This window comes from Clostridium sp. OM05-5BH (assembly GCF_003481505.1).
GTDB lineage: Bacteria > Bacillota > Clostridia > Lachnospirales > Lachnospiraceae > Otoolea > Otoolea fessa.
The window spans coordinates 24,124-43,804 of record NZ_QULJ01000008.1 but is presented as its reverse complement, the minus strand read 5'-3'; the positions used below and the strand labels follow the sequence as shown (position 1 = coordinate 43,804).

The window sequence follows — 19,681 nt, the reverse complement described above, 5'->3', positions numbered from 1 at the left end:
CAGCATTTTTAAGGTTGAAATTTAGAATTTGTATATTTTTCTTTCTGTCTTTTTTATACAAGAAGTATCTCCCTAAATCCGCCACCCGGTTTCAGGGCACACACACTTTTAAATCCACACGCCACCGCCAGCTCCTGCGCCTGCTTAAACCCATATCCGATCGTGTCGGCACTGTGGCTGTCGGAGTTGATGAGGATACGTCCGCCGCAGGCACACAGCTCATTTAACAGAGCTGCGGACGGGTACGGCGCACTCCGGTAGCCGCGGGACATGGCGCCTGTGTTGATCTCAAACGGAATCCCCAGAGCCGCCAGTTTGTGCATCGCCGTGATCGCCGGTTCCAGATAGGCGTCTTTCGTCTCGTCGAAATGTTTATATCCCTCGTTAAATTTTGTCAACAGGTCAAAATGTCCGATAAAATCGCATTTTGTCCGGTCATAAATCTGCGCCTCTGTCTCGAAATACTCCCGTGCAAATGCGTACCAGTCACCATGCCACAGCGTCTCAACCGCTTTTACCAGTTTCTCTTCCGTATCATCCACACAAACATACTCGCCATCCTTGATGAGCGCATGGGTCGAGCCGATCGCGTATTCTGCTTTCTGCACCGGTCCCAGTCCATCCAGCTCGATCCCGATATAGAGATTCATCTTTCCCCGGTATTCCTCCCGGAGTTCTTGAAGTTCTTCGGTATACTGGCGAAGCTTCTCGTCGTCCATCCCGAATCCCGGCTCAAACATCGAAAAATCAGCATGTCCTGAAACACCAAAATCGGTCATTCCCATCCGGTATGCCGCCTCCACCATCTCCCGCGGTGTACTCTTTCCGTCGCAGAACGTGGTGTGAGTGTGAAAATCTGTATGAAGCATCGGTAATCTCCTTTCTTATTTCACTCTGTCAAAACGGTTCTGCCTCTTCACAGCTGCGGGCAAATATCCTTGCAGATTCGTCTCCAGCAGAGGATTTTTCTGGCGTATTTTCCATTCTCTTATCTGAGACTTCTCTCCGCCATCTGCATCCGCTTTTCAAACTGCTCGTAAAAGTCCTTCTCTCCATCATACGGAAGCAGATAAAACAGTTTCATAATCAACAGATTGCGCCGTTTTTCGCGCTCGGCTGCCGCAGCGGCACGGTTTTTCTTCTGTATCTCCTGTTCCTCCGGCGTTCCGATGCACGGTTCTGCCAAAAGGTTCTGCGCCGCCTCCGTTTCCGCCCTTCTTATATCTTTTAAGAAATAATGCCACCGGCTGATATACGCCTCATACCGCTTTAAATCTGGCGTATCGATCCATTTTTTCACTTTGACTTTCGTCCGGTTTTCCTTTTTACACTCATGAATCTGGAGAAAATACTGGAAACTTCCATTTTCATAAAAGCGACCCAGTGGAAACAGGCGGCAGATGCCCGGCCGGTACGCATGAATCTGGCAGCGCCCCGCCTCATCAAGAAATCCGCAGGCTTCCTCCGCCCCACTCCGGAGCGCCAGATTTGGCAGAATCTGTCCGTCCACGACGTTCCACTCTACCTTTTTTTCCTCCAGCAGATGTTCCAGTGTGTCCCCGCGCAAGGCGGTCAGACGGTACACATCATATGGATCCAGCACGATCGAATTACCCATTCCGCGGCAGCACGCCGAACAGCCCCAGCAATCATCGCATCCAGCTTTCACCATATCATCCCGGCTGTACAGCTTTCCGTCTGAAATCTCCGCCATCGTTACATTACGTTCCATCTCTACTTCTCTCTTTCTGCCTCAATCCGATCCAGAATCTCCCACAAATGTTCCAGATCCGCCTCTCTGGTCGCCCAGCTCGTCGCAAAGCGGACAACGGTGTGATCCTCGTCATACCGCTCCCAGAAGCTCACGGAAACCTCTTTTTCAATCTGCTCCATCCGGTCATTTTCCAGAATCACAAACTGCTGGTTGGTCGGAGACTCACGGAAAAACGTATAACCACGCTGTTTTAATCCCTTCTTTAAAGCCACCGCCATCTCTACCGCATGGCGTCCCAGGCGCTCATACAGCCCGTCAGTAAACAGCACATCAAACTGGATTCCCAGCAGGCGTCCCTTTGCCATCAGCGCGCCCTGCTGCTTGATCCGGGTAATAAAATGCGCCGGGACATTCTTCTTCTCACCAAATACAACTGCCTCTCCGCAGAATGCGCCCACCTTCGTGCCGCCGATATAAAATACATCACACAGATGCGCGATCTCCGAAAGACTCAGGTCATTTCCTTCTCCCGCCAGACCATATCCAAGACGCGCCCCGTCCAGATAGAGCGGGATTTCATACGAACGGCAGATCTCCGAAAGCGCCTGCAGCTCCTTCCGGCTGTATAAGGTTCCGTATTCCGTCGGCTGGGAAATATACACCATTCCCGGAAACACCATGTGATTGTGGTTTCCATCCGCCTCGAAATTTTGCAGATATTCCTGCAGATCCGCCGGATCAATCTTCCCATCCTTTTCCGGAAGCTGTAACACCTTATGCCCGGTGTACTCGATCGCCCCGGCTTCATGAATACTCACGTGCCCTGTCTGCGCTGCCACTACTCCCTCATACGGTGCAAGAATACTGCTGATCACAACCGCATTCGTCTGGGTACCGCCCACCAGAAAATAAACCTCCGCCTCCGGGCATCCGGTCGCCTCCTGTATTTTTCTGGCAGCACTCTGGCTGTACCGGTCCATGCCATATCCCGGCAGACTCTCCCGGTTCGTCTCCGCCAGCTTCTGGAGTATCTCCTCGCAGGCGCCCTCTGTATAATCGCTTGCAAATGAAAGCATCTTAATATCTCCTCCTGTCCTTTCTTCGAGCAAACACAATCCTGCGTTCTCAAAATTGTTTATATTTTTATGTCCTCACCAGTGCCAGAGAAGCCCCCGCATCAGCATCGCCGTCAAATTTGCTGCACTGTGAAATAACACAGGTTCCCACAGACGGTTCTTTTTTTCATACAGCCACGCCAGTATAAGTCCCATGAGCGCCGCATAAATCCCCTGCGCCCAGTTTCCATGCACCAACCCGAAAAATGCCGCCGACCCAAGTGCCGCCCAGAAAAATGGGAGCGCCATACGCAGGCGCTCAAATATAATGCCGCGAAACAGCAGTTCTTCGGAAAGTGGGGCGGCAATGCCCATGAGAAAGAACTGCTGCCACAGGGCGCCGGAAAATAAAGCGGCGGTGCCCTCCGACGCACCTTTTCCCAGAGCTGCCGCAAGCATATCCCCCTGAGGCATTTTCAAACACAGAGACACCGCTTCAGCTGCCTGCCCAGTCATCCGAACCTTTTGCACTGCAATATGCAGCACTCCCAGGAAAATCTCCTTTTTTTCTAATGCCCAGAAAATCATGTTAAACACAGCACTGAACGCAGCTGCCCCCAGCAGGATTTTCCACACATCCGGCACTTTTCCCCAGAAATATCCACATTTTTCTTCCTTTGTCGTCTTTATCTGTGGAGAGACCTGCTCTTTCATCCCGTCTGCCTCTGCTATGCACCTGTTCTCTTTCTTTTTCTGGATCCTCCGCCAGTAAAATGGATAAATCACAGCAAATGTAAGAAACGACGACACGGTTCTTCCCACATTTCCCTCCAGATGTCCCAGCGCCTCCACACATCCGCCGATTAAATCGCTGATGACGCACGGAAAAAACATCTGCCAGACGATACGCCAATCCGCTGTCTCCTGCCGTTCTTCGTCCATTTTTCTGCCTCCTGTCATCCTTTTCCTATCTGCATCTGTTTCCATGACTTTTTCAGACTTTCTACTCCACGCCTGCCTTCGCGCAGATATCCTGCAGACAGCACTTGTCACAGTACGGCTTCGTCCGCGCCGTACAGACTTCACGCCCGTGATACACCAGGCGGTGGCAGAAATCGCTGCCCTCCTCCGGTGGAATCAGCTTCCAGAGTGCCATTTCCACGCGCTTCGGGTCCTTGATTCCTTCCACCAGCCCTATCCGGTTTACCAGGCGGATGCAGTGCGTATCCGTGACGATCGCCGGTTTTCCAAACACATCCCCCATAATGAGGTTGGCACTCTTTCTGCCGACTCCCGGAAGCTTTAACAGAGCGTTAAAATCATCCGGCACATGCCCGCCGTACTCGTCGCGCAGCATCTTCATACAGGCGCTGATGTCCCGCGCCTTGCTGTGTCCCAGACCGCACGGCTTCACAATCGCCTCGATGTCTTCTACCGGGGCATCCGCCAATGCCGCCACATTTGGATATTTCTCAAACAATCCCTTGACTACCACATTGACACGCGCATCGGTACACTGCGCCGCCAGACGGACACTGACCAGCAGCTTCCACGCCTGATTGTAGTCCAGCGTACAACCCGCATCCGGATATTCTTTTTTCAGGCGGTCAATTACCTCTAATGCAAGCTCTTCCTTTGTCATGTTCTTGTCTCTCCTATCTGCTATCCTTCACTTTTCAATTTACAGTCTGTCTTTGTAACAGCTGACACAACACTACAACCACTGCTGCATTCTTCCAGCCTCATACGAATCACAGCCGCTTCTGCAACTTTTTATTCTCATACGAACCGCATATGCTTACTATTCTTCCGCGTCCGCATCCTTCTTCCGTTTTCCGCCGCGCCGTACCTTGGAAAGTACCGGCTTTTCTTCTTTCTGTTTGACACGCACATAGATGATCGACAGAATCTTATTGTGCGGATTGCGCGCTGACCGAACCTCAACGGAATCAAACAGCTCGATAAACTGCTTCAACTTCGTGCATTTATAATTTCGCGGGTCAAATCCCGGCACACGCTTTGGAAGGTTGTCTCCCAGCTCCGATAAATCCACCCATCCGTCATCGTCCGCATGTGTGTTGATGATCGAGATAATCTCTTTCTCCATCTCCTCCATGTTCGGAATATTGCTGACTGCATTCGGATCGCTTTCTTTCTCTGCCTCTTTTCTGGAACCATCCGCCTCACTCTCCTTGCGCGTCTGCGGCAGGGACGGATTCTGCGACGGATTTTCATCGTTTAATAAAATATCCAGGAATTTAAATGTCTCACACGCCGAGACAAATGCATTCGGCGTCTTGCGCTCTCCCATGCCGATCACCGTCATGCCTGACTCACGCAGGCGCAGCACCAGCTTCGTAAAATCACTGTCCGAGGTGACGATACAGAAGCCATCCACATTGCCCGAATATAAAATATCCATCGCATCGATGATCAGCGCCGAATCGGAGGCATTTTTCCCCTGCGTATAATTGTACTGGAAAACCGGCGTGATCGCATAGTCGCGCAGGTTCTTCATCCACGCCCGCACGCTCGGCGTCTGAAAATCGCCGTAAAGGCGCTTGTATGTCGCACTTCCATAATTGCTGACCTCATCTAAAATCAGCTTGATATACTTGCCGGACACATTTTCCGCATCGATCAGTACGGCTATTTTTTTGTCATCCATCTCCTGTTTCCTTTCTCAAATACCGCTCAAAATAGTTATTGTTCACGCATACGTGAACAGCAACCCCAAATACTCTCTGCCACTTTCATCAGGGCGCAGCGCCTCCCGCAGACTTCTTGAATAAGCAAGTCCATATCTTTACTAAAAAGGCACCGGAACTTTCGCACGGTCCCATGATCGTGACTCTGAAAGCCTCCGGTGCCGGAATTTCTCATTTTCACACCGCCGAAACGGTCGTGAGCGACAGCCGATACAACTTATCTATAAGTGTATCACGTTCATGAGAAATCAGCAAATATTCTTTTTATTGACACAGTTTGATTCCTGTGTCGGATATGGGGAACGTTTGAAACCGTCAAGGGCAAAAAGCGCTTCTGCAGCTGCAACCACGGCTTTGCTCAGATTGTCATTTGCGGCGAATGTGGCGAAATGTTCCGCAGAATCCACTGGCACAATCATGGCTGCAAATCCATCGTCTGGGAGGGCCACTTCACTGTGGAGCTTAAATCCGGACTGAAAATTGAGATTGATGAATAATCCCATAGATGCACGAAACCCTCTCGACCATGATGGCCGGGAGGATATTTTCTATAGCCACAAAAATTGAAAGTTATAGTGCTATCTTTTTCCATTTTCTAATCTTAGTTCTAAAGGTTCCGAATGGAGCAACTGTGTTAACATGTATGAATTTGTATACTTCCCAGACAGCTGTTTTAGTTGCCTCGTCAGCCCATTTTCTCATATGTGGTTTAAATAATTCTTCCTCACTTAGCGAATCGATCATTGTATAAATAGAATTAATATTCTCATTCAACATGTCTTTCATCTCTTGCAGTGACAGGTGCGCATATGTATCTGTGAACCACTGATATAATTCACCAAGCTGATTCCACTTAAAGTTATCAGAGGGAGTTTTGACCTGAATACCCTTTCTTTCGTCTGCTTCCCATTTAAGAATGAGCGCTGTCCATCCAACCTGATAAGCAAGATTTTCTGCAGGAGTTCGATCAACCTCATCAATTCTCTCATCTTTTAAGGATTCCGGAATATCATTAAATTCTGATATATACTTTGCAAAGCTTTTATTTATCTCGTTTTTAAGTTCGTCTTTATTCTTATATGTTCTCACTATTCTATCTCCTCAAATCCCGATTCACCGAATTTTTCCTTCACATCTATTCCACTGCCTACAAACACCAAAAACGGTCGAGTTGCCGGATTGGTTGTCAGCTCTTTCCGTTTTTCAAAAATCAGCCCGAAATGCCTGACATCTAATCCACTGTCTCAAATCGTGACATCCAATCCGAGGTTACAACCTGACACATATTTTGCCGTAGATATGTTTCCATATAAGAAAACCGGGCCTTTTCAGATGTCGGGTCTTACATCCCAACTTCCGAAAAAGCCAGGAAATACGCCACTTTCTGGCACTTATTTATCTTTTCTTGACATCAAGACAACCGTCTCAACGAGGTCACCACTCGTTTGTCCGTTGACCTCTATCTTCTCAAACTGTTTTCCTCCAAGCTTGATAGGAAAACGAAATGTGACACTCTTAATCACAGAACCATTATCTCTTTCCTCATGAAAAATTTCAATCTTTTCTATAAACTGATTAGCAAGATTTTTCTTCTCAATTTCCGACAAACCTTTATAGGCTCTACCGAACTCAAGTATAAAGCGAAATAAATTGTCCTTTGTAACCTGCTGACTCTCAATGCTCTTAATAGTATCCTCTACCTCCCTAAGACTATTCTCAAGAGAAATAACCTCGTTACGTAGTTTCATATACGGATAGTCCTTTAATTCCTGCGGTAGTTTCTCATACATCGGCTTATTCCTCCTTTCTCTTGTTCTCACTATACGGAGATTTAAAAGGGCATTTTGATGGGGTATTTTCACAGATTTTCTTGAGTTTTTTCTGCGATGCCTTGATAGATTCATTTGCAGAACTGTAATCAATGCTTTCTGTTTTTGCTATCTCGCGGATGGATAACCCTTCAATAAAAAGCTTGAACCTTTGATACTGTACCACCGTAAGGTTTTCTTGCATCCAAGCATCAATCAGCTTCTCCTCCTCACTCATCTCCACGTCTGCCTCCAAGTCTTCTTGCGATGCATAATCAACTCCGTCATAGGTAAGACCTTCCAAGTGATACTTCGTGTGGTATCTTTCCTTTCGTTCCATGTTCTGTGTCAGCCCTGCATCATCATTTAAAAATGCCAATATTTCCTCCAAGCCTTCCTCATCATCGTCATTAATCTGTATGACTACAGAAAGTGGTTCATACGGATCTTTGTAACTAACTGTCTTCATATACCGTCCTTCCCGTCTGTCACGAAAAGAGCTGACATAACTAGACATAAAAATAGCCTGATTACAAAAAGGGCATAGTTATCCTAGTAACTCATATCCTTCACCTTGTGGTTACAGATATGAAATACCAGCCCTTATACGTAATCAGGCTTTATTTATTTTTAGGAGACGGTAAATCTGCGAGAGCAAAGAAACGGAGAAAACAGAAAAATCACCGCCTCCTAATATGTAGCTTTGGGAAGGGGTGAAATCTTACGGTTTTAGAAAAAATATTAAGATTGAATTTGGTGTCGCTATCATTTACCCCCTATATTGACGGTTATAAGTCAAGAATAAGAGGGCATATTCGAATATAATAAATAATGTCAGGAGGTGATCAGTTTGAATTCAGAATTTAACCCAAAGGATATCTTATTAGTATTTGGTGCCAATATTAGAAAAACTCGCGAAGCACAAGGACTCGGTATTGCTGAATTAGCCTCTTCAATAAAATACGACCGTGGTTGCCTTTCATTATTAGAATACGGCGAACAAAATATCGAATACATAACAGCACTTAACCTTGCTCGTAAATTAAATGCACCATTTCCTGCTTTGTTTTCAAGAAATTATTTCAATGATTTATTAAGTGACAATTCATTCAACTCATTAACTTTTACTGAAGATGATTATCTTCTTGTTTTCATTGAAAACATTCAAAAAGTTATGAGAAACAAACAGCTTAAACAGATTGAATTTTATGGAGCAACTGATATTCAAACCGCAATTGTAAGTAGAATTATGCATCGTAAAGCACAAAATCCAACAATTAGGACCTTATATGCAATGGCTTACACAGTTGATGCAGATATGTACAGTTTATTTTCAAGAACGGAGGAAAAAATATGATTTTTACACCTTATTCAGATGAAACAAATGTGATTAATATGATACGTAAATATCGCAATGAAGATTATGCTTTAATCCGTATGACTTATACAATGATTGACAAAAACAATTTAGATGCTAATGGTATTCTAAGAGATTTATTATTTGACAATGGACTTGTCGACTATGAGCAGTTAGAGCATGGTGGCAAATATGGTGTGACATATGATGCATTATTTGTTCAGCATGGTAAAACTGATGTTATCAAATTAAAGTTCTATCGTGTATCAAATAATCGTGGTGATAGACGTTTTTCCATCGAAACAATAAAACGCAAAATGGAATCTGGAGAAATCAATGAAGGCGATCTTCTCTATATTTCCATTTTCAAACAAACCGATGGCACTCCTGTAATATACATAATCAATCTTACTCACAATATTCCAACCGAAAATGATTTACTCAATGCCATTGGTATGGATGCCATTACCGATTTGTTCTATCGAATCAAACCTCGCTTATATGAAATTATTCATGGTGGTTTCTTTGATAATTCAAAAGGATACGGTCCAATAGCACCGAAGGATGTCGGAGACACTTTAGAAAGTCTTTTAGGAATAAATACAAATAACCGTGTTGACGCAGATTACAATGGACTAATTGAAGTAAAATCCAAAGGTGGTAGCAATACTCTAGATACTCTTTTCACTTTGCGTCCACAATTTGAAGGTACTAGAGTAGCAGAATATGAACCATCAGATAGAAACAGAGTATCCGCATTTGCTAGAATATATGGATATGAATCAGATAAGCATCCTGGTGCCAATAGCCTTTACATTACCATCGGTTCAATGGACGCCCCACAAAACAATCAAGGCTTTTATCTTCATGTTAATGATGAAGAACGTACAGTAAATCTTGTTTGGCGTAATTCAAATACTGGAAAACCTGAAGTTGCTGCATATTGGCATTTTGATGACTTACGTCAACAATTATATGCAAAACATCCATCAACTCTATGGGTCAAAGCTGAAAGCAGAGAAATTGATGGGATGGTTCAGTTCAAATACAATGAAATTGAGTTTTCTAGAGCCCCACAGTTTACAACCTTTCTTTCATTAATCAAGTCTGGTATTATCACTTATGATTGGCGTGGCTACACAACAAAAGAAGGTCGTTACATAGGAAAAAATCACGGTAATGCATGGCGTATAAAACCGTATGCAAAATCAGATTTATTTGGTGAAATCGAAGTTGTTGAACTGTAATCATATTGATATATAATTCACATTCACTGAACAAACAAAGGGTAGTCCAATTAATGGGCTACCCTTTATCTTATAAAACTCTCATAATTTCGTCTGCAACTGCTTTCGCTAATAAAGGCGGAACTGCATTTCCAACCTGTGTGCACTGTGGCACCTCAACACGTCTTTTCAGCCCCCCAGTAGTTCTCTTCCCAAGAAATTCAAAAGAATCATCAAATGATTGGCACCTAGCCATTTCTCTAACACTAATTGTTCTTGCCTCCCACGGATTTATATAGTCATCTGGAAGTGTAACTACGGTTGGTGATGGCTCTGTAGAATCTAATCTCTGTCGAATATTTTTCTTTGTTAGAAGTATATCGATAGCATCATCTGGAGCATTCACATTTCTAAACAAATTAACAACCTCATCCGCTTGCATATTTAGTTTTTCACAACAAAGTTGAATCAGTGCATTTTTGCCTGTAGTATCTATTCCCTGCTCTTTTATTCTTTTTCTCAACATAGAACCCGATTCACCTTGATTAAACAAGTCAAATCTTTCCAAAACAACATCTGTTGCATTAGGAAGTTCAAGATTTTGAAGATGCCTTCTATCACAAGGAATTGGCTGTCCTGTAACAAATGATGGTGTTCTACCTGCTCTACTATCTCTTTGATAATCAGATAGTCTCTGATTAACTCTATTTCTTATATTGGCATCATTTACTAAATCACCAATAGCATCCCTTAAGGATAGATGATGTCCGGCTTCAACTGTAGGCTCTGGATATGAAGGGGCAGGCAGATTATTTCGATATCCAATAAAAATAACTCTGTTTCTTCTCTGTGGAACACCATAATCTGCTGCATTCAAAATACTTGGTTCCAAAGTGCTATAACCAATTCTATTTAACTCAGCTGTTAATATATTCGGTGTAACAGAACCATCTGGATACACTGGTCCTTCCTCAACAAGATTTCCCTCCTCATCATATAAATTTAATCCTTTATAGCCCAAAAACTGCATATCCATAAAGCCCTCCACATTTTCAAGAACAATGTATTTAGGCTTTACTTCGCTTATTACTCTAACATATTCTCCAAATAATAAATTTCTCGGATCTTCTTTATCACGCCTTCCTGCGCGAGAGAAACCTTGACAACTAGGTCCTCCTATCATCAAGTCAATTTCTGGAACATCTTGATTACGAAAAATCTCTAATTCACTGATTTTTTGATTGATAAAATCTCCATGAAGATTTCTGATGTCCGCTCTTTCAAACCAAGTATTTTGACCTTGTATAAGTCCTAACTGTGCATGACGATATTTATACGTCACCTCTACCATATCACTTATATCCGAACTGAAAAGGATATGAAATCCTGATTGTATCAGTCCTTCAGAGCATCCTCCTGCTCCACAAAATAAATCTATAGCATATGGCATATAGCCACCTCCTTGTTATTTCATTTTAATCGTACCATAGCCAACAATAAAAGTCCAGGAATATTTATATTTTTCCCAAAACTCATTATGTCGTAGACAAAAGTATTTGTAAGCATACTTTATTTGTTTTTCTCATTCTTTTCGTCTTCCAAAGAGCGATCTAACCATGCTTTTTCAACATTTCCAAATTCTATATTTAAGGCATCACAATATGCTTTTAATCGCTTCATTGCAGAAACATTAGGATTCATCTTTCCATTTTCCCATCGGTTAACAGTTGAATAAGATACTCCAATGCGTTCAGCGAACTCAACCTGCGTGTAAAACCCTTTTTTTCTTATGTATATTATCTCATCCGACAATGCCATTTTTCTCACCTTCCTTTAGTAGCATTAGTATAGCTTTTTTATAGCGTTTTAGCAAGAGATATTTTCAATATTTGTAAATAAAAACACCCCTCCGAAGAGGGCTGCTCAAATAATACTACTTTTTCTTATATTGCTGCTTAAATCTAACCTCTGCTTGGTGATAAATTACATTAAGTTTATCCTTATCACCAACAATTTCTGCCATTATAATATCCGCACACTCTTCATTGGTAAACAGCCTAAAAGGAAGCTTGATTTTAGAAATTCCTGTTACTAACTGTTGACGGAGTTCATCTGAAGACCATCCAAATTTTTCTCCATATTCTTGTATTCGCTTTGTTATTTCTGGAGCCATCGTGTGATTTGAATTTTCATAAGAGAAAAAGAACTTTGAATACATGTCCAAAAAATCCATTCTAAATCCATTAGACAATCCACTCAAGTCATAGGCTACAACTTCACATAAAAGACCAAAAGCAATATCCTTCTTACCTTCACTTGCTACAAACTCCGACATAGTAAATCTGCTATTTCGATATAATCCGAAGTTTCCTTCTTTCATATGAACACCGCCCCGTTGATTAAGATAGCCCCATATTTTGTCACGATACTTGGTATAAGGTGGTTGCTGAACAAGAGCTGTCAAATTCCATATATCTAAATCCTCAATATTGTTTGAATGAATAAATGGTATCCATTCGTACTTCTTTAATAGTTCACTTCCTGTATCTGTAAGTTGAAATGGTCTTTTAGGAAACACTGTATTTAACTCTTCTTCTGTGGCATTTTCTAAAAGCCTTGTTACTAATTCTTCCTTCTTTCCAGATACTTTAAGACCGCGCTTCTTCAGTTCCTCTTTTATAGCAGGAAGCTTTTCCATATTAACGGCATCTTTTACTGAGCCAATTTGTATAAGCCCTTTTCCTTTTAAGGATTCAACTATTTTCATTACATCCTTAATTCCATATTTATACCACCAAAATCCTGCAAAAGAGTTTTCTCCATTTACAACAAAATGCGGTGAATAGCTACGGACAAGTATTTCATGCGGATACAAACCATCACAAGTTGGCGGCTGACCTTTTATTCTCTTTTCAATTGGAATAACCTCATCCGTTTCAAATGAAACCTTTGGAGTACTGATTTCCACTTTCATTCCTATATTCTGTTGTTGATTACTTTGTTTCTTAAAAAAATCAAATAACCCCCTATACCAATGCCTCCTTTCATTTTTATATCAATCTAAAGTATTTAAATGCCTCCATAATAGCCTCTTCCTTCTCCTGTGGACAAGTAGACACCCTACCTTCTCCAGAGCCGATATTGTAGTTCTTACGCTTCTCCATACCTAGCTTATCCTTAATCTGACCGATATAAAGGTTTGTTACATTGAAGCCGTATCTCTCCTTAATCCACTTCTTGATGTTTCCATATGTCGGCTTTTCTTCCGGCTTATATTCACCTTGATTCAACTGTATCCCTTCTAAATCAACCTTTATGGATACCATCTCATCATCGTTTGCGCATTCCCTAACGAGTAGACAACACGTCTCCACATGTCCGCTCATTCCAAACATATCGCAGCACCTCACTCGATCCACCTCATATCCTCTCTCTCCCAGATATTTCACATCGCGCGCCAGTGTAGCGGAATCGCAGCTGACATAAACCACTCTCTTTGGCTGCATCCGGACGATCGTGTCGAGGCAGACGCTGTCACAGCCTTTGCGCGGCGGATCGACGACGATGACATCGGCATAGACCTGATTTTTTTCATACTCCCTTGGAAGTACCTCTTCAGCTTTTCCGACGAAAAACTCGACATTTTCCATGCCATTTAATGCCGCGTTCCGGCGGGCATCCTCGATCGCCGGAGGGACGATCTCTACACCGTACACTTTCTTCGCTTTCTGCGCCAGAAACAGGGAAATGGTTCCGATTCCGCAGTACAGATCCCATACAGTCTCCCCACCGGTCAGCCCCGCGTATTCCAGCGCCGTTCCATAGAGTTTTTCCGTCTGCACCGGATTGACCTGATAAAAAGAAAGCGGCGAAATCTGGTACGATACATTTCCGATTTTATCTGTGATATAGCCCGGTCCGTATAAGTTTACAAGCTCCGCACCAAGAATCACGTTTGTTTTTTCCTGATTGATGTTGTAGGAAATACTGGTCATGCCAGGGACTTCTTTTAAGCGTTCCACAAAAATATCCGCGTGCGGCAGCTTCTTTCCATTGATGACGAGACAGACCATCAGCTCGCCGTTTGAAAATCCCTTCCGAATCAATGCATGGCGAATTAGACCCTTATGCGTCTCCTCGTCATATGGCGCAATCTGGTATTCTTCCATGATTTTCTTGATAATATCCAGAATTACCGCATTTTCTTCGACACCCAGCAGGCAATCCTCCGCTTCCACAATATGGTGGGTGCGTCCCGCGTAAAATCCGGCAATGATTCTTCCATCCTTATCGCGTCCAAACGGAAACTGTGCCTTGTTGCGGTAGCGCCACGGGTGCTCCATCCCCAGGATCGGCTCCATGGTGATAGTTTTATCCACACCTTCCCCGGCACTTTTCCCCGACACGTTCTCTGCTTTCACCCCCGCATCGGTTGTCTCCATCCTTTCGGATGTATTTCTTTCAGATACATTCTCAGGCACACTCACTTCATCCGCCCGCTCCGGCAGCCGCAGATTCTCCATCCCGCCGATCCGGCGCAGGTTATTGTAGACCTTGCGCTCCTTAAAATGAAGCTGTGCCTCATAACTCATCATCTGAAGCTGGCAGCCGCCGCACTGTCTTGCGACCGGGCATTCCGGCATCACGCGGTCTTTGGATGCTTCCAGCACCTCCATCAGACGGGCAAAGCCGTAATTTTTCTTCATTTTCATCGCCCGCGCCCGGATCCGATCCCCGATCACGGCATCTTTTACAAACCAGATATAGCCGTCCTGCTTTCCGATCCCGGCTCCATCTTCGCTCATATCTTCGATTGTCAGTTCAAATTCATCATTTTTCCTGATTTCCACGTTTTTTTTACTCCTCATTTTCTTTATTTCGCATCCAGATAATGCGCCCGCTCTCCGCCAATATATTTCAGCCTCGTTCTCGCACACGTCACATGGGCGCCGCCGATCGCACGGATCGAGGTCCGCACCGGAACTGCAACCGGGCGCAGGTGCATACCGATGAAAGTGTCTCCGATATCGATGCCCGCGTGTGCCTGAATCCGCTCTACGGCTGTCGGATGTTCAAATCCCGCATAGGCTGCCGTTGCAAAGGAACCGCCTGCTTTTAGCTGCGGCACGACGTTTACCATCTCCAGACCATATTTTTCCGCCGCTTCTTCTTCCACAATCAGCGCCCGGTTCAGATGTTCACAGCACTGTGCCGCCAGATAAAGCCCCTGCGACTTGGTGACTGCATACAGCTCCTCAAACACCGCTTTTCCGATCTCGGCGCTGGAATAGGAACCGATCTTATGCGATGCAATCTCGCTGGACGAGCATCCGACCACCAAAATCTGTCCCGGCTTCATGTTTGCCGCACTGAGAAGTTCCTCTGCGGCAATCCGTACCTCCTGGCGCAGCTCCTCTAACTGTCCTGCTGTCTCTATTTCTTTTGAAATTCCTGTTGCACTCATCCTGCTGCCTCCTGATTTAATGCCAGAAAAAGCCGCGGACCAAACAGGCTGAGCCCGCCGCAGCTTTTCCAAAATTTTTATTTGCATTCCCTTACTTCCGGTAAAACTCCTGAATCCGATCCAGCCGCGCCGTCATGCCGCCCAGCAGCATATCCGCCGCCGCAAATGCCGCCATCGTCTCAACCACGACAACCGCTCTCGGCACAATGATCGGATCATGGCGTCCCTTGATGCTGATGCCGATCTCCTCGCCGCTCTTATTGACGGTTCTCTGCTCTGCGGCAATCGACGGGGTCGGTTTAAATGCCGCACGGAACACAACTTCGCTTCCATCCGTCATACCACCTAAAATGCCGCCTGCATGGTTCGTCGCCTTGCCAACGCTCCCATCCGGATCCATGACAAACGCGTCGTTGTTCTCGCTTCCTGCCATCTGCGCCGCATGGAAACCCTCTCCGATCTCGAAGCCTTTAACGGCACCGATCGAGCAGATTGCCTTTGCCAGGTTCGCATTAAATTTATCAAAAACCGGTTCGCCAAGCCCTGCTGGAAGACCGGCAATCACACATTCCACGATACCGCCAGCAGAATCTTTCTCCGCCATCTTCCTTTCCAGATACTGCTCTGCCTCTGCGGCTGCGGCAGCATCCGGCATATACAGCTTATTCTTTTCACATTCCGCCAGATCAAACCGATCCGGCGCCACTTCCACCGGTCCGATCGCTTTCGTGTATGCTTTTACCTGAATGTTCAAGGATTCCAGCAGCTTTGCCGCGATAGCGCCTGCTGCCACGCGTCCGATCGTCTCGCGTCCCGAAGAACGTCCGCCGCCCCGGTAATCCCGGAAACCGTATTTTTCATCGAAGGTATAATCCGCATGTCCGGGACGGTAATAACTGGCGATCTCACTGTAATCCTTCGAATGCTGATCCTGGTTCCACACCAGCATCGAGATCGGCGTGCCCGTCGTCCGCCCTTCAAAAACGCCTGACAGGATCTCCACCGTATCGCTCTCGCTGCGCTTCGTCGTAAAACGGCTCTGCCCCGGTTTGCGGCGGTCCAGATAACGCTGAACGTCTTCCTCACAAAGCGCAAGCCCCGCCGGACAGCCATCTACGACCACGCCCACGCCTGCGCCGTGGGATTCGCCCCACGTTGTCATTGTCAGTATTTTTCCGTATGTTGATCCTGCCATTCTCGCTATTAACTCCTTCTGCCATTTAGTCTGCTTTCTTTCCTCTCGTAGGTACCTTTGTAATCACACAGCAGTTTGGCTCATTCACCGAAACACTGCGTCCGCTCATCACCAGCAGCTTCTCCTTATATTCCACCTGGAAGAAAGAAATGCTGTTACTGCCGTGATTGATCGACGCCAGATGGTTCCCATCCGGGAAAATCGCGATATCCTTCGGGTAATCGCCGCTGATCGGCAGACAGCAGAGCAGCTTCAAAAGCCCCGTCTGTGCATCGCGCTCGTAGACACTGACTGAATTATCGCCCGCATTGCTGCAGAACAGATGTGTCTCGTCCTCGGACATCCGGATCGTGCACGCTGCAGTCAGCTGGCTGGTGCGCTCCGGTGCGGTCGATGGGATCGTCTGGATCTTCTCGATCTTCGGCACACGATCGCCCGTTTCATACGTGTATACATCAATCACATTTTTGATTTCATACATCAAATACAAGAATTTTCCATCCTTGCTGAACATGAAATGTCTCGGACCAGATTCCAAATCACAGCGGATCGCGTCCACCAATGAAAGGGTTCCCTTCTCGCCATCAAACCTGTAAATCTTGACCTGGTCAATTCCCAGATCGGCTACCAGCAGGAATCTGCCATCCGGCGTGCGCTCCGCACAGCTCACATGCGGGCGGAACGTACGCTCTGCCACGCTTCCAAGTCCCTTGTGGTAAACTCCGTCGGTCACTTCCCCGATAGAACCGTCCGGTTTCAGGCGGACCACCGTCTCCTTGCCGTCATGATAGCCGGATACGAAGATAAACTTGTCCTCCGCATCGGTCGCAATATGGCAGCCGCGCATCGCCTTGATATTTGCGCTGTTCACACGGCTGAGTGCGCCGTTTTCCAGAATCCGGAACGCCACAACGCCCTCGTCCGCGATGGAATAGAGCATCCGCCCGTCATGTGAAACAGTTAAATAGGAAGAGTTGTCCACTTCCACCTCGCACCGGTAGATAAATTTTCCCTTTTTTACATCCACATCATACACGGTAATTCCCTTTGCCTGACCGTTGTATGAGTAAGAACCCACATATGCCATATACTTATCCTGCATGAAATGTTCCTCCTTTGATCCCCCAGAACCGTTATAACGGTTTCTATCAAATTATCTGCCCCTATTTTATCATCATACCGCCATTTTTGCACCCTTTTTTCACACAATTTGAGAACCCCCGGATTTTCCCGTTTTTTTCCTTGACACCTTCCCCACATTCTGTATAATAGATACTCGGAAGCAAGTTTATTATTTCTAAACAAAAAGATTAATTTTACATTCATTTTAGAATTTCTAAACTTTCATCTTACTTTTGTATGTTTCTAAAAACGCCGGACGGATGGTTTTCCCACCCGGTTTTTATAAAAAAGAATGTGCCCTAGCGCATCCTCGCGGAGCGTTTTTTGTTTCATAGGACGCAATTTCCTATGAAACCAGGAAAGGAGGTTCCCTCTGTTGAGTATAGGAGGAAAATTAAAGGAACTGCGAATTTTAAAGGGTCTGACTCAGGAAGAGCTGGCTGACCGCGCAGAGCTTTCGAAGGGATTTATCTCCCAGGTAGAGCGCGATCTGACCTCCCCGTCCATCGCTACTTTGATGGATATTCTCCAGTGTCTCGGCACAACCATAGGGGAGTTTTTCAACGAGGCTCCGGAAGAGCAGATTGTATTTGAAAAAAACGACTATTTTATCAAGGAAGATCCGGAACTGAAAAATGAGATTCAGTGGATCATCCCGAACGCCCAGAAGAACACGATGGAACCGATCCGCCTTACACTCGGTGCCGGCGGCTCCACCTATCCGGACAGCCCGCATGAGGGTGAGGAATTTGGCTACGTTCTTTCCGGCAGCATCCTGATTCATCTGGGGAACCAGACGTACAAAGCCAAAAAGGGCGAATCTTTTTACTATACGAGCGACAAGACGCATTACCTTGAAAGCCGCTCCGGCGCGACGATCCTCTGGGTCAGCTCGCCGCCAAGTTTCTAATACTACACATTATTTTACTATTTACGGAGGAAACGCATGAGCCAGCCATTAATCGATTTACAGCATATCTCGAAACGCTTTGACGACACCCTGGTCCTGGATGACTTGAGCCTTTCAGTAAAGGAAAATTCCTTTGTAACGCTCTTAGGTCCCAGCGGCTGCGGCAAGACGACCACGCTCCGCATCATCGGCGGATTTGAATCCCCAAATACAGGAAAAGTAATTTTCGGCGGCGAAGACATCACCAAACTTCCGCCAAACAAGCGCCAGCTAAACACCGTATTCCAGAAATACGCACTGTTTCCGCATATGAGCATCGCAGATAATATCGCATTTGGGCTAAAAATTAAGAATAAATCAAAAGCATATATTGATGACAAAATTAAGTACGCTTTAAAGCTTGTAAACCTAGACGGCTTTGAGCATCGCAGCATTGACTCTTTGAGCGGCGGTCAGCAGCAGCGTATCGCCATTGCGCGTGCGATTGTCAACGAGCCAAAGGTCCTGCTTCTTGATGAGCCGCTCGGTGCCCTAGATTTAAAACTGCGCCAGGACATGCAGTACGAGCTGATCCGTCTGAAAAATGAGTTAGGCATCACTTTTATCTATGTTACCCACGATCAGGAAGAGGCGTTGACGATGTCCGATACCATCGTTGTCATGAACCAGGGTTATATCCAGCAGATGGGTTCCCCGGAACAGATCTACAACGAGCCGGAAAACGCATTCGTTGCCGACTTCATCGGCGAGAGCAACATCGTGGACGGTCTGATGCTCCACGACGAGCTGGTTGAAATCTTCGGTGCGAAATTTGCCTGCGTCGATAAGGGATTCGGAACAAACCAACCGATAGACGTTGTCATCCGCCCGGAGGACATTGACCTCGTAAAACCGGAGGAAGGCACGCTGCAGGGCGTTGTCACCCACCTGATTTTCAAGGGCGTCCACTATGAGATGGAGGTCACCACCCCGGACGGCTATGAGTGGCTGGTTCACAGCACGGATATGTTCCCGGTCGGCGAGAAGGTTGGCATCCATGTAGACCCGTTTGACATCCAGATCATGAATAAGCCGGCGTCGGAGGACGAGGAAGCTGTGGGCGTCAATGAATAGAAAGGAGTC

At 45.6% G+C, this 19,681-nt stretch carries 21 protein-coding genes; 4 read left to right on the top strand and 17 right to left on the bottom strand.

The features are described from left to right. Positions 1 to 53: 53 nt before the first annotated feature. The 10 genes from DXB70_RS10660 to DXB70_RS10615 form a co-directional block, all read right to left on the bottom strand. Positions 54 to 869: a histidinol-phosphatase gene (locus DXB70_RS10660; protein WP_118673291.1), complete on the bottom strand. Its 816-nt coding sequence runs from the start codon at positions 867 to 869 to the stop codon at positions 54 to 56. Positions 870 to 988: 119 nt separating this feature from the next. Next, entirely contained in the window at positions 989 to 1,732 is a 744-nt protein-coding gene (locus tag DXB70_RS10655; RefSeq protein WP_118673290.1) for a YkgJ family cysteine cluster protein, read from the bottom strand. A gap of 2 nt (positions 1,733 to 1,734) precedes the next feature. Continuing rightward, positions 1,735 to 2,790: an aminotransferase class I/II-fold pyridoxal phosphate-dependent enzyme gene (locus tag DXB70_RS10650; protein WP_117796721.1), complete on the bottom strand. Its 1,056-nt coding sequence runs from the start codon at positions 2,788 to 2,790 to the stop codon at positions 1,735 to 1,737. 75 nt (positions 2,791 to 2,865) lie between these two features. Further along, positions 2,866 to 3,711, bottom strand: coding sequence for a CPBP family intramembrane glutamic endopeptidase (locus DXB70_RS10645; RefSeq protein ID WP_182448451.1), 846 nt, complete (start codon positions 3,709 to 3,711; stop codon positions 2,866 to 2,868). Positions 3,712 to 3,772: 61 nt separating this feature from the next. Then, positions 3,773 to 4,411, bottom strand: coding sequence for an endonuclease III (gene nth / locus DXB70_RS10640; protein ID WP_107001840.1), 639 nt, complete (start codon positions 4,409 to 4,411; stop codon positions 3,773 to 3,775). A 159-nt stretch (positions 4,412 to 4,570) separates the two neighbouring features. Next, complete coding sequence (locus tag DXB70_RS10635; RefSeq protein ID WP_022358838.1) at positions 4,571 to 5,437, bottom strand: NYN domain-containing protein; 867 nt, start codon at positions 5,435 to 5,437, stop codon at positions 4,571 to 4,573. Positions 5,438 to 5,725: 288 nt separating this feature from the next. Beyond that, positions 5,726 to 5,980 carry a hypothetical protein gene (locus DXB70_RS14635; RefSeq protein WP_182448450.1) on the bottom strand — a complete coding sequence of 85 codons (255 nt, stop codon included), beginning with the start codon at positions 5,978 to 5,980 and terminating at the stop codon, positions 5,726 to 5,728. 67 nt (positions 5,981 to 6,047) lie between these two features. Next, complete coding sequence (locus DXB70_RS10625; protein WP_118673288.1) at positions 6,048 to 6,566, bottom strand: ClbS/DfsB family four-helix bundle protein; 519 nt, start codon at positions 6,564 to 6,566, stop codon at positions 6,048 to 6,050. A gap of 302 nt (positions 6,567 to 6,868) precedes the next feature. Further along, entirely contained in the window at positions 6,869 to 7,267 is a 399-nt protein-coding gene (locus DXB70_RS10620; protein ID WP_118673287.1) for a hypothetical protein, read from the bottom strand. A 4-nt stretch (positions 7,268 to 7,271) separates the two neighbouring features. Continuing rightward, positions 7,272 to 7,754 carry a hypothetical protein gene (locus tag DXB70_RS10615; RefSeq protein WP_118673286.1) on the bottom strand — a complete coding sequence of 161 codons (483 nt, stop codon included), beginning with the start codon at positions 7,752 to 7,754 and terminating at the stop codon, positions 7,272 to 7,274. A 381-nt stretch (positions 7,755 to 8,135) separates the two neighbouring features. Between DXB70_RS10615 and DXB70_RS10610 the strand changes: the two genes are divergently transcribed. Continuing rightward, entirely contained in the window at positions 8,136 to 8,642 is a 507-nt protein-coding gene (locus DXB70_RS10610; RefSeq protein WP_118673285.1) for a helix-turn-helix transcriptional regulator, read from the top strand. After that, positions 8,639 to 9,889, top strand: a complete 1,251-nt coding sequence (locus tag DXB70_RS10605; protein WP_118673284.1) for an MvaI/BcnI family restriction endonuclease — start codon at positions 8,639 to 8,641, stop codon at positions 9,887 to 9,889. Before DXB70_RS10610 ends, DXB70_RS10605 begins: the two co-directional genes overlap by 4 nt. 70 nt (positions 9,890 to 9,959) lie before the next feature. On the opposite strand, the gene DXB70_RS10600 is transcribed toward DXB70_RS10605, so the two are convergent. The 7 genes from DXB70_RS10600 to DXB70_RS10570 all read right to left on the bottom strand — a co-directional run bounded on the left by DXB70_RS10600 (position 9,960) and on the right by DXB70_RS10570 (position 17,629). Continuing rightward, positions 9,960 to 11,318, bottom strand: coding sequence for a DNA cytosine methyltransferase (locus tag DXB70_RS10600; protein WP_118673283.1), 1,359 nt, complete (start codon positions 11,316 to 11,318; stop codon positions 9,960 to 9,962). 119 nt (positions 11,319 to 11,437) lie between these two features. Then, positions 11,438 to 11,686, bottom strand: a complete 249-nt coding sequence (locus DXB70_RS10595) for a helix-turn-helix transcriptional regulator (RefSeq protein ID WP_118673282.1) — start codon at positions 11,684 to 11,686, stop codon at positions 11,438 to 11,440. 115 nt (positions 11,687 to 11,801) lie between these two features. Continuing rightward, positions 11,802 to 12,842, bottom strand: a complete 1,041-nt coding sequence (locus DXB70_RS10590) for an SAP domain-containing protein (protein WP_118673281.1) — start codon at positions 12,840 to 12,842, stop codon at positions 11,802 to 11,804. Positions 12,843 to 12,918: 76 nt separating this feature from the next. Further along, positions 12,919 to 14,736, bottom strand: coding sequence for a 23S rRNA (uracil(1939)-C(5))-methyltransferase RlmD (rlmD, locus tag DXB70_RS10585; protein ID WP_243099949.1), 1,818 nt, complete (start codon positions 14,734 to 14,736; stop codon positions 12,919 to 12,921). A 5-nt stretch (positions 14,737 to 14,741) separates the two neighbouring features. Continuing rightward, entirely contained in the window at positions 14,742 to 15,332 is a 591-nt protein-coding gene (locus DXB70_RS10580) for a TIGR01440 family protein (RefSeq protein WP_022358840.1), read from the bottom strand. A gap of 91 nt (positions 15,333 to 15,423) precedes the next feature. Beyond that, entirely contained in the window at positions 15,424 to 16,527 is a 1,104-nt protein-coding gene (gene aroC, locus DXB70_RS10575) for a chorismate synthase (RefSeq protein WP_118673280.1), read from the bottom strand. 25 nt (positions 16,528 to 16,552) lie between these two features. Then, positions 16,553 to 17,629, bottom strand: coding sequence for a lactonase family protein (locus DXB70_RS10570; protein ID WP_118673279.1), 1,077 nt, complete (start codon positions 17,627 to 17,629; stop codon positions 16,553 to 16,555). A gap of 396 nt (positions 17,630 to 18,025) precedes the next feature. On the opposite strand from DXB70_RS10570, the gene DXB70_RS10565 reads away from it, so the two are divergent. Both DXB70_RS10565 and potA read left to right on the top strand, forming a co-directional pair. Further along, entirely contained in the window at positions 18,026 to 18,559 is a 534-nt protein-coding gene (locus DXB70_RS10565) for a helix-turn-helix domain-containing protein (protein ID WP_118673278.1), read from the top strand. Positions 18,560 to 18,595: 36 nt separating this feature from the next. After that, entirely contained in the window at positions 18,596 to 19,672 is a 1,077-nt protein-coding gene (gene potA / locus DXB70_RS10560) for a spermidine/putrescine ABC transporter ATP-binding protein (RefSeq protein ID WP_118673277.1), read from the top strand. The last annotated feature ends 9 nt before the right edge of the window (positions 19,673 to 19,681 follow it).

What these genes read in the sequence shown, in the direction of transcription:
- DXB70_RS10615 (WP_118673286.1), bottom strand. Translation starts at nt 7,754, where the DNA reads ATGAAGACAGTTAGTTACAAAGATCCGTATGAACCACTTTCTGTAGTC.
- DXB70_RS10590 (WP_118673281.1), bottom strand. Translation starts at nt 12,842, where the DNA reads ATGAAAGTGGAAATCAGTACTCCAAAGGTTTCATTTGAAACGGATGAG.
- DXB70_RS10650 (WP_117796721.1), bottom strand. Translation starts at nt 2,790, where the DNA reads ATGCTTTCATTTGCAAGCGATTATACAGAGGGCGCCTGCGAGGAGATA.
- DXB70_RS10595 (WP_118673282.1), bottom strand. Translation starts at nt 11,686, where the DNA reads ATGGCATTGTCGGATGAGATAATATACATAAGAAAAAAAGGGTTTTAC.
- DXB70_RS10660 (WP_118673291.1), bottom strand. Translation starts at nt 869, where the DNA reads ATGCTTCATACAGATTTTCACACTCACACCACGTTCTGCGACGGAAAG.
- DXB70_RS10605 (WP_118673284.1), top strand. Translation starts at nt 8,639, where the DNA reads ATGATTTTTACACCTTATTCAGATGAAACAAATGTGATTAATATGATA.
- DXB70_RS14635 (WP_182448450.1), bottom strand. Translation starts at nt 5,980, where the DNA reads ATGGGATTATTCATCAATCTCAATTTTCAGTCCGGATTTAAGCTCCAC.
- DXB70_RS10600 (WP_118673283.1), bottom strand. Translation starts at nt 11,318, where the DNA reads ATGCCATATGCTATAGATTTATTTTGTGGAGCAGGAGGATGCTCTGAA.
- DXB70_RS10620 (WP_118673287.1), bottom strand. Translation starts at nt 7,267, where the DNA reads ATGTATGAGAAACTACCGCAGGAATTAAAGGACTATCCGTATATGAAA.
- DXB70_RS10635 (WP_022358838.1), bottom strand. Translation starts at nt 5,437, where the DNA reads ATGGATGACAAAAAAATAGCCGTACTGATCGATGCGGAAAATGTGTCC.
- DXB70_RS10655 (WP_118673290.1), bottom strand. Translation starts at nt 1,732, where the DNA reads ATGGAACGTAATGTAACGATGGCGGAGATTTCAGACGGAAAGCTGTAC.
- DXB70_RS10570 (WP_118673279.1), bottom strand. Translation starts at nt 17,629, where the DNA reads ATGCAGGATAAGTATATGGCATATGTGGGTTCTTACTCATACAACGGT.
- aroC (WP_118673280.1), bottom strand. Translation starts at nt 16,527, where the DNA reads ATGGCAGGATCAACATACGGAAAAATACTGACAATGACAACGTGGGGC.
- nth (WP_107001840.1), bottom strand. Translation starts at nt 4,411, where the DNA reads ATGACAAAGGAAGAGCTTGCATTAGAGGTAATTGACCGCCTGAAAAAA.
- rlmD (WP_243099949.1), bottom strand. Translation starts at nt 14,736, where the DNA reads ATGAGGAGTAAAAAAAACGTGGAAATCAGGAAAAATGATGAATTTGAA.
- potA (WP_118673277.1), top strand. Translation starts at nt 18,596, where the DNA reads ATGAGCCAGCCATTAATCGATTTACAGCATATCTCGAAACGCTTTGAC.
- DXB70_RS10645 (WP_182448451.1), bottom strand. Translation starts at nt 3,711, where the DNA reads ATGGACGAAGAACGGCAGGAGACAGCGGATTGGCGTATCGTCTGGCAG.
- DXB70_RS10580 (WP_022358840.1), bottom strand. Translation starts at nt 15,332, where the DNA reads ATGAGTGCAACAGGAATTTCAAAAGAAATAGAGACAGCAGGACAGTTA.